This window comes from Sphaerochaeta sp. PS (assembly GCF_032144095.1).
Lineage (GTDB): Bacteria > Spirochaetota > Spirochaetia > Sphaerochaetales > Sphaerochaetaceae > Sphaerochaeta.
On record NZ_JAVSNJ010000010.1, the window covers coordinates 58,886 to 71,332 of the forward strand.

The 12,447-nt window shown below is 50.4% G+C and carries 7 protein-coding genes; 1 reads left to right on the plus strand and 6 read right to left on the minus strand.

Features of this window, described 5'->3' with window-relative positions; translation table 11 throughout:
- Positions 1-36 precede the first annotated feature (36 nt).
- Positions 37-516 (plus strand): (2Fe-2S)-binding protein, encoded by a 480-nt coding sequence (locus ROJ03_RS09360; RefSeq protein ID WP_313726772.1) that lies wholly within the window; start codon positions 37-39, stop codon positions 514-516.
- A 107-nt stretch (positions 517-623) separates the two neighbouring features.
- On the opposite strand, the gene mglC is transcribed toward ROJ03_RS09360, so the two are convergent.
- The 6 genes from mglC to ROJ03_RS09390 all read right to left on the minus strand — a co-directional run bounded on the left by mglC (position 624) and on the right by ROJ03_RS09390 (position 12,292).
- Positions 624-1,649 (minus strand): galactose/methyl galactoside ABC transporter permease MglC, encoded by a 1,026-nt coding sequence (gene mglC / locus ROJ03_RS09365; RefSeq protein WP_313726773.1) that lies wholly within the window; start codon positions 1,647-1,649, stop codon positions 624-626.
- 12 nt (positions 1,650-1,661) lie between these two features.
- Positions 1,662-3,170, minus strand: a complete 1,509-nt coding sequence (locus ROJ03_RS09370) for a sugar ABC transporter ATP-binding protein (protein WP_313726774.1) — start codon at positions 3,168-3,170, stop codon at positions 1,662-1,664.
- Between the two features lie 93 nt (positions 3,171-3,263).
- Complete coding sequence (locus tag ROJ03_RS09375; protein ID WP_313726776.1) at positions 3,264-4,283, minus strand: galactose ABC transporter substrate-binding protein; 1,020 nt, start codon at positions 4,281-4,283, stop codon at positions 3,264-3,266.
- 513 nt (positions 4,284-4,796) lie between these two features.
- The gene (gene nifJ, locus ROJ03_RS09380) at positions 4,797-8,333 is read right to left on the minus strand and encodes a pyruvate:ferredoxin (flavodoxin) oxidoreductase (protein WP_313726777.1); all 3,537 of its coding nucleotides are present in this window, start codon (positions 8,331-8,333) and stop codon (positions 4,797-4,799) included.
- A gap of 167 nt (positions 8,334-8,500) precedes the next feature.
- Entirely contained in the window at positions 8,501-9,736 is a 1,236-nt protein-coding gene (locus ROJ03_RS09385; RefSeq protein WP_313726778.1) for an MFS transporter, read from the minus strand.
- A gap of 48 nt (positions 9,737-9,784) precedes the next feature.
- Complete coding sequence (locus tag ROJ03_RS09390) at positions 9,785-12,292, minus strand: adenosylcobalamin-dependent ribonucleoside-diphosphate reductase (protein ID WP_313726779.1); 2,508 nt, start codon at positions 12,290-12,292, stop codon at positions 9,785-9,787.
- Positions 12,293-12,447 lie beyond the last annotated feature (155 nt).

The following is a 12,447-nucleotide window of genomic DNA, read 5'->3' on the forward strand; positions in this document are numbered from 1 at the left end:
TATAAAACCATGTACGTATGATAGGGAGAATACCATATGAATAGGACCGACGAAGATTGTTGCGGATGCAATCAGATAGGCCAAAAAAAGGCTAGGACAACCTGTCCCCAATGCAAGGAAGAGGGAGTTCCAGTAAGCAGTGTGACTGTCAGACACCTGGTGAAAGAAGAATTCCTCCAGACAAGTGAAGAGGGCCTGTATGAGGTCTGCATGAACCCAGCCTGTGATGTCGTCTACTTCGGTCTCGATACGGAAAGGATGTTCAGCCAAGGCCAGGTCAAGGTTCCCATCTGGTTCAAGGATGGGGCAAAGCCGAAATATGCCTGTTACTGTAGCAGGATTACCGAGGAAGAGGTCATCAGGGCTGTAGTGGAACTTGGCGCTGATTCCCTCAAACAGGTCATCGAAGTAACCGGAGCGATGAAAGATTCGGCTTGCATTGAAAACAATCCCCTGGGAGTGTGTTGCCACAGGATCATCGAAGAGGCCATGCTGAAAGGCAGAGCCCTTCACTAGCCTCTGCAATCGAAATCCAGCTTCACTTCCCATGTCAGGTACGTTGGTTTGCCAAACAAGAGAGGGCAGGAAAAAAATCCTGCCCCCACCATTTGGTCTGTATAAGACTAGTTCTTCTTTACGTACTTGCGGATATCGAACGATACTGCGGCAACGATGATCAGGCCCTTGATGATGTTCTGCCAGTAGGGGTTCACACCGACGAAGGTCAGACCGTAGTTGATGAAGGAGAAGATGATGACACCGGCGATGACACCGCTGACAGTTCCTACACCACCGGTTGTGGAGACTCCTCCCACAACGCAGGATGCAATGGCATCGAGCTCATAGCCGTTTCCGTAGTTGTTGGTTGCTCCACCAGTACGGGCAGCTTCCAGTACACCTGAGAGAGCAATGAGGAATCCACAGACTCCGAAGAGTCCAACAAGGGTCTTGGTGATGTTGATGCCTGACACCGCTGCAGCCTCTGGGTTGCCACCAACTGCATAGACGTTTTTGCCGAATACCGTCTTGTTGAGGACAATCCAGACGATAAGGGAGACAAAGGCCGCGAAGATGATGATGACCGGCATGAACCCGATCGAACCTGAACCCAGGAAGGTGAAATCAGCGCGAAGGCCTCCGATGGGCTGGCTGTTGTTTGGAGCCATGTTGAAATAGATGGAGTTTGCCCCATAGATGATCAACATCGAGCTTAGGGTTGCAATAAAGGCAGGGACCTTGAACTTTGCAACGATCATACCGTTCAGCATGCCAAACAGGGTGCCGACGATTACCGCGATGACGATGGGTATCAACAAGGAGACCTGGCCAAGGTCAGGATAGAAGCGCCTTACATAGTCTGGTGTCTGCAACATGGAGGCAGAGATTACAGCAGCCATGCCAACGGTTCGTCCACCACCGAGGTCAACACCACCGGTAAGGATGACAAACATCATGCCCAAGGCCATGATGATCTTCGTCGAGCTCATCATCAGAACGTCACGCATGACCCTGACGCTGAGGATTCTCGGGTTGATGATCGAAATGACCACAACCAGCAACAGCAAGACAAGGAAAATTGCCTTCTCCAGCACGAACTGTTTTACTGTCCTTTTGCCCAACAGCCTGTATACGAATGTATTTGAATTCATTGTATCCCCCTCCTAGCCGACATACTTTGTCGCCAGTTCCATAATTTCTTCCTGGTTGGTATTCTTGCTGTCAACCGTACCGGCGACACGTCCTTCACTCATCACCACGATCCTATCGGTCATGCCGATGAGTTCCGGCATTTCAGAGCTTATCATGATGACACCCTTGCCCTGGGCTGCGAGCTCGCTCATGATGACATAGATCTCGTATTTCGCACCGACATCGATTCCCCTTGTGGGCTCATCAAGGATGAGGATATCAGGGGTGGTAAGCAGCCATCGTGCAATGAGCACTTTCTGTTGGTTTCCTCCACTCAAGCTTTTGATGAGGGTCTTCGCTGTCGGTGTCTTGATATCAAGTTCCTTGATACTCTTCTTGGAATCCTTCGCCATCTTGCTGGCGTTGAGCAATCCATTCTTGTTTATATAGGAAGAGATGTTTGCAATGAGTAGGTTATCCTGTACAGAGAGGACAGGGAAAATACCCGTTGCGCGTCGCTCTTCGGTCAAGAGGGCCATTCCAAGCTTCTTGGCTTCATAGGCGTTCTTGCAGTTTTTTTCTTTTCCCTCAATAAACAGGGAGCCCTCGCTATGCAGCCTCAAGCCAAAGACGGCTTCCATTACTTCAGTGCGTTGGGCACCTACCAGTCCTCCGATACCCAGGATCTCACCCTTATGTAGTGTAAGGGAGACGTTCTTGAAGCTACGGGGATTGGGCGAGGTGTAGTTTTCGATCCTCAGCAGCTCACTGCCGGGGTTACTCTTCCTGGGAGGAAAACGGTTAGTCAGGTCGCGACCGACCATCCGCTTGATGATCATTGCTGTGGTAAGCTCTGAAGCATCCCAGGTTCCGACATATTTACCATCTCGCATGATGGTGACCTCATCGGAAATCTTGAGGATCTCTTCCATTTTATGGGAGATATAGATGATGGATACTCCACGTGCTTTCAATGACCGGATAATAGTAAACAGATGGTCAACTTCATTCTCGGTCAGTGATGAGCTCGGTTCGTCCATAATGATGATCTTGGAGTCATAGGATACGGCCTTAGCGATCTCAACACTCTGAGCCTTGGAGACCGAAAGGGTTCTCAATAGGTCAGTGGGTTTGATATTTGTCAAATTCAGTTCATCAAGCAGCTTTGCTGTCTTGTCATACATGGTGGCATGGTCGATGAAGGGGCTTTTCTCTCCACCTTTTCGGGGAAATCTGCCAAGCCATATGTTTTCCATGACCGAACGATAGGGAATAAGATGTAGTTCCTGGTGGATCATGGAGATTCCCAGGTTTAAGGCTTCCTTTACACTGGTAATCTTTACTGGTTGTTCGTTGAAGGATATGTCACCCTCATCCATGGTGTACAGACCGAACAGGCATTTCATCAGCGTGGATTTTCCCGCACCATTTTCACCCATCAAGGCGTGCACCGTACCCGGCTTTACTTTTAGGGTAACATCATCCAAGGCCTTAACGCCGGGAAAGGATTTGGAGACATGGTTCATCTCTAGAATATACATTGTTGTCCCTCAAGAGGTAGTAAATACCCCTTACTGTCTGAAAAACCCTCTGGTCATGGTCTGGCCAGAGGGTATTTGATAATCTAGCTATTCTTATTTGAATTGCTTGTAGTTGTCTTTGGTGACCTTCTGGTAAGGAACCCATACATACTTGCCGTCGGTAATGGTATAGCCGATGGAAGCACTGGTAGGAGTCTTGCCCTTGGCAAGGTCATAGGAGAGCATGAATGTTGCACGGCCCTGGTTGACTGCGTCGTTGAGGACGGTTCCAAGGAGTGTGCCTTCTTCAAGAGCCTGAAGAGCAGGAGCGGTGGCGTCAACGCCTACGACTGGCATGAACTTGCCATCTTTGAAATAGCCAGCGGCCTTGAGAGCTTCAATGGCACCGAGGGCCATGTCGTCGTTGTTAGCGAATACGGCTTCGATCTTGTCGCCCTGACTGGCGATGAAAGCTGCCATTTTTTCCTGTCCCTTAACACGGTCCCACATGCCTGTATCTTCAGCAAGTTTCTGGACTTTGATTCCGTTGTCAGCAAGACACTTGATGGAGTACTCAGTGCGAAGCTCTGCATCCTGGTGTCCGGGCTCGCCCTTAAGCATTACATACTGGAGGACTCCGTCCCCGTTCTTGTCCATCATTGCTTTGTTGGCTTTCCAGTAGTCAGCAATGATCTGTCCACTCATGGTACCAGACTCTTCAGCCTTTGCACCGACGTAGTAGATCTTGTCCCATTTTGCCATATCTTCAGCAAAAGGTTCACGATTAAAGAATACTACGGGGATATTGGCTTTCTTGGCCTTGTCAATGATGACACCAGCAGCTGAGCGGTCAACAGGGTTGATCTGCATAGCCTTTACACCCTTGGTAATGAAAAGGTCGACCTTCTCATTCTGGGTGGCCTGGATGTTCATTGAGTCAACAACATCGACTTTTGCATCGGTTGTCTCAGCTGCTGCTGCGATAATAGCATTCTTGACACCAGTCATGAATGTATCATCAAACTTGTAGATTGCGCTACCGATAGTGACGGTGCCGCTCTCTGCCTGCCCCTGTGCGAATACAGGAGTAGCAATAATGAGTGCCAAACACAATACGACAAATACTTTTCTCATATAATCCTCCTAATGGATTTTCTCTGTATGTAGTCTTGCACGGGCTTTACCATCGGTATATGCAAAATTCTTCGAAGAATCTTAATAATTTTTGGATTATCAAAAAAAACTCATATACAAGTTATTAAAAAAACAGCCCAACAAAAACAAATAACTACTTTCTCCACAAGAAAAAACAGAAAGAGCAAGAATCAAAATGAGAAATAATCTCCAATCAACACCAATTGTAAGAAATAGTATTGTATTAAAATAAAACGCGAATGATGAAAAAAACTCTTTCAGAATTGTAAAAATTTGGGTATAATAGTTTTTACTGGTGTATATGCATATGTATCATATATTTACAAGCATTTTGCAACAGTTACCTGCCGCGTAGGCAGCTTAGAAATCTTTGTACCGGATCTTTTCTACGGACTACAAGTTACCTGCCGAATAGGCAGCTTAGGAAATGTTAAAGGGCCCTTCCATTTCTGGAAAGGCCCTCATCTATTCTAGCTTATAAGACCCAAAGTCTTACATCAATGGACCAAGTTTCTCGTAGAAGCTCATGCGATGTTTTGCATCAGCTTCAGCTTTTGCAAACAATGCTTCAGCATTCTCAGGGTTGGTCTTGTACAGGGAGGTGTAACGTACTTCACCCTTGATGAAGTCCTGGTAAGAACCGGTAGCCGGCTTGGTGTCCCAAGAGAATCTCTTACCTTCTTCCAATGCGGGGTTGAAGCGATACAACGGCCAGTAACCACTCTCCACTGCTTCCTTCATTATTACCTGACTGAAGCGCATGTTGATTCCGTGGTTGATACAAGGTGAGTAGCAGAACACGATCGAAGGACCGTTCCATGCAACAGCTTCCTGAAGAGCCTTCTGAGCGTGGTTTCTGTTAGCTCCCAAAGAGATGGATGCAACATATGCGTGGCCATAGACCATGCTCATGAAGCCCATGTTCTTCTTGCCAATCTCCTTACCAGCGTTTGCAAACTTTGCAACTGCGGCGATAGGAGTTGACTTGGAGGCCTGTCCACCGGTGTTGGAATAAACTTCAGTATCGAGTACCAGGATGTTAACGTTCTTACCTGAGGCAAGTACGTGGTCAACACCACCGTAGCCGATATCATAAGCCCAACCGTCCCCACCGATAATAAAGACAACCTTGTCAGAGAAGTAGTCCTTCAGCTCGTCAATCTTGGCAAGCACTTCTTTCTGCTCAGCGCTCTTTGCAGCAGCGATGGCATCGGGAAGCAGGGCCTGGACTTCTTTCTGAGCCTGGACGGAAGCATCAGTTGACTCATTCCACAACTCAAGGGACTTCTCTACTGCAGCCTTGAAAGCAGGGGTTGTACCCAGTTCAAAGAGGCGGTTGATGTAGATCTTAAGCTGGTTTCTGTTGGAGTCAACAGCAAGTCTCATACCAAGACCATACTCTGCGTTGTCCTCGAAGAGGCTGTTGCCCCATGCTGGACCACGGCCATCGCTCTGACGAACGGTGTATGGGGTGGTTGGGAAGGTACCGGAGTAGATGGAGGAACAACCAGTCGCGTTGGCTGCGATCATGCGGTCACCGCAGATCTGGGAAACCATCTTGACGTAGGGAGTCTCACCACAACCGGCACAAGCACCGGAGAACTCAAACAGAGGCTGCTTGAACTGCAGGCCCTTGATGGAGGACTCAAGAGTACCATCAAGCACATCGTAGGGAAGCTGTTCGAAGAACACGGAGTTCTTGAACTGGCCAGCTTCTCTCTCTACTGCAATTGGGCTGAACTCAAGAGCCTTGGTCTTTGCAGGACAGGTCTCGACACAGACGCCACAACCGACACAGTCCTCAGTGTAGACCTGGATCTTGTACTGGAGATTGCGATCGTTCTTGGTATTTGACTTCAGGACATTGAAAGTCTCTGGAGCACCCACGAGGTCAGCAGGATCGATCTGCTTTGCCCTGATGGCAGCGTGAGGACAAGCCTGTACGCACTGGTTACACTGGATACAGTTCTCACTTATCCAATGAGGAATAAAAGGAGCAACGCCGCGCTTCTCGAACTTTGCAGTTGCGGTGGGCAGTGAGCCGTCGAAAGACATCTGGGAAACAGGGATATCATTGCCCTTGAGGTGCATGATGGGTTCCATGATGTTCTTGGCGAAATCAGAAGCATTCTCAGGGATCAGGCGAGCAGGCTCGTAGCTCTTGGTGATCTTGGCAGGAATCTTTACAACTTCCAGGGCAGCACTGGCGCCATCAACAGCATCCCAGTTCTTCTTTACAATGTCCTCACCCTTCTTGATGAAGGTCTTTCGGATGTACTTCTTGATAAGTTCGATTGCTTCGACCTCAGGGAGGACCTTGCTGATCTTGAAGAAGGCAGCCTGCATGACCGTGTTGATGCGTGAACCAAGACCGGCGGTCTCTGCAATTGCAAGAGCGTCGATATTGTAGAAGCGGATCTTCTTGGCGATGATCTCTTCCTGCATCTCACGAGTCAGGTGCTCGAATACCTCGTCAGAGGGAATCTGGCTGTTGAGGAGGAATACACCACCATCCTTGAGGGGACCAAGCATGTCATAGCGGCCAACATAGGCAGGGTTGTGACAAGCGACAAAGTCAGCATGGTCGATCAACCAAGGCATATCGAGGGAGCTCTTGCCAAAGCGCAGGTGACTGACGGTGATACCGCCGGACTTCTTGGAGTCATAGGAGAAGTAGGCCTGTGCATTCTGGTCAGTATTGTCGCCGATGATCTTGATGGAGTTCTTGTTAGCACCGACAGTACCGTCAGAGCCAAGACCCCAGAACATGCAGGAGACAACATCGGAAGGAGATACGTTGATCTTCTCCTTGACAGGAATGGAGAGGTTGGTCACGTCATCGTTGATACCAACGGTGAAGTTGTTGAAAGCAGGACCGGCGAGGTGATCATAGACAGCCTTTGCATGGGAAGGAGTGAAATCCTTGCTGGAAAGACCGAAGCGTCCACCAATTACCTTGATGTCTGCACGTCCCATCTGGGAGAGTGCTGTGATGACATCGAGATAGAGAGGCTCACCGAGGCTACCGGGCTCCTTGGTGCGGTCGAGCACTGCGATGCGCTTGACGGACTTGGGAAGGGCGGCAACAAAATGCTTGGCACTGAACGGGCGATAGAGGCGGATCTTCAGAAGTCCGGTCTTGCCGCCCTTCTTGTTGATGTACTCAGTAGCCCACTCCATGGTGTCGGCACCGCTACCCATGACAATGACAACATCGGTGGCGTTAGGGTCACCAACATAGTCAAAGAGGTGGTAGGCGCGGCCAGTGACCTCTGCAACCTGGTCCATGTACTTCTGCACCATCTCAGGGATTGCATTGTAGTAGGGGTTGACGGTCTCACGACCCTGGAAATAGACGTCCTCGTTCTGTGCTGCAACCTTGAGCATGGGCTTCTCAGGTCTCTGTGCACGCTCGCGGAAACGTCTTACATACTCTTCCTTCACCAAAGGCCTGATGTCGTCGTAGGAAATTTCCTCGACCTTCTGAAGCTCATGGGAAGTCCTGAAACCATCAAAGAAACTCAAGAAAGGAACCTGAGCCTCAAGGGTTGCAAGGTGTGCCACCAAGGACATGTCCATGGTCTCCTGCACACTGGAAGCACAAGTCATGGCAAAGCCGGTATTGCGGCAAGACATAACGTCGGAGTGATCGCCAAAAATTGACAATGACTGAGCTGCAAGTGATCGTGCTGACACGTGGAACACGGTCGGGATCATCTCTCCAGCAATCTTATGCATGTTTGGAATCATTAACAACAATCCCTGACTTGCAGTAAAGGTGGTGGTCAGCGCACCAGCGGCCAAAGCACCGTGAACAGCACCAGCTGCACCTGCCTCAGACTGCATTTCCATGATCTCTACCTTCTTGCCCCAAAGGTTCTCACGGCCAGTGCTGGCCCAAGAATCTGCGTATTCACCCATAGGTGAAGACGGGGTGATCGGATAGATTGCGGCTACCTCACTGAAGGCATATGCAATATGCGCGGCAGCGGTGTTTCCGTCAATAGTAACCATTTTTTTGTTACCCATTTTGACACTCCATAAAACAATATTTGATGTGCCCCGGTAGGGGTCACCCTATGCGAAAAAGAAAAAACCCGAAAGGATTTCCCAAGAAACAATGATAAACCAATAAGGAATCGTTTGCAACCACACCTTACGGATTTTCCAGCCCCCGCTTATACTTAATTGCAAATTTATCTCTCAAGGCGCCTATCGAGAACAAGATAGGAAAGGCCAATGCCCAAACAGACCATAGCCATGATGACCCACAACAGCATATAGCTCTGCGATAGCAGCAACAGGCCGCCAACGGTGGGGGCAAGGGCGCTGCCAAGCCCCCCTGCTATATGGAAAAGCGCATTGAAACGAGTCCTATACCTGGGAGGGGCAAAGGCATTGAGGAACACATTCGCATTGGTTGCCATCAGGATCTCCCCAAGCGTCCAAATGAACGTGGAGACAAGAAACACCGAATAATGCGTACAGAATGCGTACGCACCATAGCCCATTACATAAAACAACATGGCCAAGGCCATAACCCTCAGCTGCCTCATCCCTGTGGTCACCCTCGTCAAAAAAGGGGTGGTGGCAAGAACCGTCAGGGCATTGATGGTCATCAGAAACCCATACCGAGTTGTCCCAAGGCTATCGCCAAAGGACGATGTAAACTGAAGAGGGAGTGCAAAGGAGTTCTGCAGGTATGTCAGGTCATAGAGGGCAAAGAGCAGAAGGAAAAAGAGCAGGACCTTGTTTTTCAATAGCGAGGCCACAAACCCGCCCTCAATCTTGGCTGAACCACTGCTAAAGGTTTCCCCATGCACCAGAGGCACCTTTGCTATGAGCAAAGCGGTAGAGAAGAGCAACAGGACCGAAGAAAACCCAAAAAGAAGGACCAACGAACGGCTGTAGAGAAAGGCTGCTGCCATCGGCCCTACAGCAACACCGATGTTCGTTCCCAGGTAGAGCAAGGAAAACGCACGGCCTCGGTCGCTCTCTCCTGAAAAGTCAGCAACCATCGCATTGGTGATGGGGGCCGTTGCACCCCTGAATGGCGAGCCGAGCAAGACCAGGAGGGGAACAAGGGAAGCAGAGCTTCCACCGACAAGGCAGGCACTGGCCAGATAGCTGAAGCTCACCATGAGCTGGCAAAAGACCAGGACATACTTCCTGGCAAACTTGTCTGCAACCACTCCGGCAACCAGCTGGCCGACCATGGTGGCCGCCAGGGCAAGGGAGATGAAATAACCCGCCTCGTGGCTATCCATACCCAATTTGCCGGTAAGGATAAGGACAAGGAGCAACTGCACAAAATCACCAAACCTGTTGATGATCCTAACAGCAAACAACAGATATATACTCGGATCGAGTCCCCGGTACAAAGAAAACCCCGCCTTCGAGAGCAGACGGGGCATCAAGTTCTTGTCATTCACCTTTCCATATCCCCTGTGACAAGAGAATATGCCTAGCTTCAACTCTGGTCAACACTCACTATAACCACAGGAGAAGCACTTCTTGCAGCCTTCGATATTTACAAAGGTCACATTGCCACACACAGGACAGATATCAGGCTTGACGCTGTTGACCGATGGGGCAAGGCCCAGATCCAGCTGGCCAGCATCAGAGACCTCATCCTCCTCATCGGGAAGGTCGGAGGAGCGGGTCTCGGAAGCAGCAGAGCCAATGTGCTGCTGCAGCACCTGCGCTACTGCATCAGGAAGGCTCATGACCCGGTTCTTGCCAAAGCCCATCGACCTGCCACTACCAATGCCAGCAAGCTGCGTTATGATCGACTGCGCACGCTGTTCGGGCGTAAGGGGGGAAGGCATCCTGAGAACCAAGCTGATGAGCCTGCCCAAACCCTCTGCATCAGCAGCAACGTCGGAACCGACCTTTGCCACATTGATGAATACCTCAAAGAGATCGGTGGAGTTGGGTCCATCACAGTTGACCGTGATATAGGCAGTCCCGATAGGGGTTGCCTTGCGGTAGGTGGTCCCCCTGAGCACCGTCGACCGTACCCGAGGCTTGGGTTCAGCAAAGCTTGGGATGACAACCTCAGGCTTCTCCTCCTTTTTCTCCTCTTTCTTGACAGTCAGCACCTGGGTATCCCGTGAACCGTCACGATAGGTAGTCCCACCCTTGCATCCCAGGTCATAGAGCAGCTCGTAGAGCTTGCCTGTCTGTTCGACAGTGTACTCGCGGGGAGTGTTGCCTGTCTTGGAGATGGAAGAATCGACCCATCTCTGGATGGCAGCCTGCACCTTCACATGTCCCTCAGGGGCAAGATCCATGGCAGAGACAAAGTAGTGGGGCTTGGGCTGTCCAGGATGTTCCTTGACCCAATCTTCATAGACCTTGACCCTCTCGATGTTCGTACCCATCCGCCCAGTCCGTTCCCACTCCCAGAAGTAGTAGGGTTCGATGCCGGTGCTGGTATTGACCATCGTCCCGGTAGTCCCGGTGGGAGCCTGAGTGATGAGGGTCACATTGCGCAGACCCTTCTTCCGGACATCCTCACGCAAGGATTGGGGCATCTGCTGCATGAACCCGCTTTGCAGGAGCTTCTCGGCATCAAAGTAGGCAAAGCTCCCCTTCTCCTTGGCAAGGTCGGAACTCTCGGCATACGCCTCGACGCAGATGAACTTGTACAACTCATCGATGAAGGCGAGGGACTCCTCGCTGCCGTATGCCAATTCCATCTTGATGAGCATGTCTGCCAGCCCCATGGTACCGAGACCGATACGCCTTTCGGACTGCTGCTGCTTTTTGTTCTCATCGAAGAAGTAGGGTGTGTCATCTATCACATTGTCCAGGAACCGCACCGCAGCACGGACAGTCCTTCCCAGGTCCTTGTACAGAACCTTCTTGTCCTGCACAAACTTGCTGAGGTTGATGGAACCCAGGTTGCAGACACCCCAGGGAGGAAGGCCCTGTTCCCCGCAGGGGTTGGTGCTCTGGATGCTGGAGTAGTACCAGGAGTTGGACATCTTGTTGTAGCGGTCTATGAAAAACACCCCAGGCTCTGCAGAAGCCCAGGCGCTCTCTATGATGGCATCCCAGATTTCCCGTGCCTTGAGCTTGTGGTAGACATTGACCTTGTAGCCTGCAGCCTTCCATGCATCGAGGTTTCCGTCCCAAACCTTGTTGTACTCAGGGTCGGAAGTGTCGGGGAAACAGGTCTCCCACTCACCATTGTTTCGGACAGCTTCCATGAAGGCGTCGGTAATTCCCACACTGATGTTGGCATTGGTGATCTTGCCCATCTCACGTTTGCTGTTGATGAAGTCCATGATGTCCGGATGCCAGACATTGAGAATGAGCATCAGAGCGCCACGGCGGGAACCGCCCTGCTCAATGAGTCCTGTTACGAAGCTGAAAAGCCCGCCCCAGCTGACTGAGCCACTGGACCTTCCGTTTACTCCCTTCACATAGCTGTGACGGGGCCTGAGGGAGGATATGTTCATCCCTACCCCACCGCCACGGCTCATAATTTCGGTCATCTGTCCCAAGGAGGCAATAATTCCGCCACGGCTGTCCTTCGGGGAAGGTATCACATAACAGTTGAAATAGGTCAGGTTCTGCGTTGTTCCTGCTCCAGTGAGAATCCTGCCGCCAGGGACGAACTTCCAGTCCTCCAAAAGCCAATTGAACTCTTTTTCCCATTTGCTTCGAACCTCCTCCTTTTCCTGTGATGCAATACCTTTTGCCACACGAGCGAGCATCTGGGCCGGATCTGTCTCAAGAGGCTTGTCGATCTCCTCGCGTTTGACCTGCAGGACAACGCCATCGTCGAGCTTGACAGTGATGGCATCCTTCTCACCCAGTGCTGTAACCACCCCGATCTCTCTCTGTCCAGTAGCAGCGTTGCTCACAGCAACGACGATATCCCCTACTTTCAGGGTCTCTTTCTTTACGTCTTTCAGCGCATACCGGTCCAGGAAAATCTTGCGGCCCAGGGGGCTCAACTCATTCTTTACAGCACTCATGTAATCCCTCATCATATATGTATTTCTCTAAATTTCTGTCTGGCGAAGCTTGTAAAAACAAAGCGTTCGCAAGGTTTAACATACCATGGCCAATGAAAGTTTGCAAGGTTAAAACCAAAATATATAGCGGGTATAAAAGATACATAACGCTACAG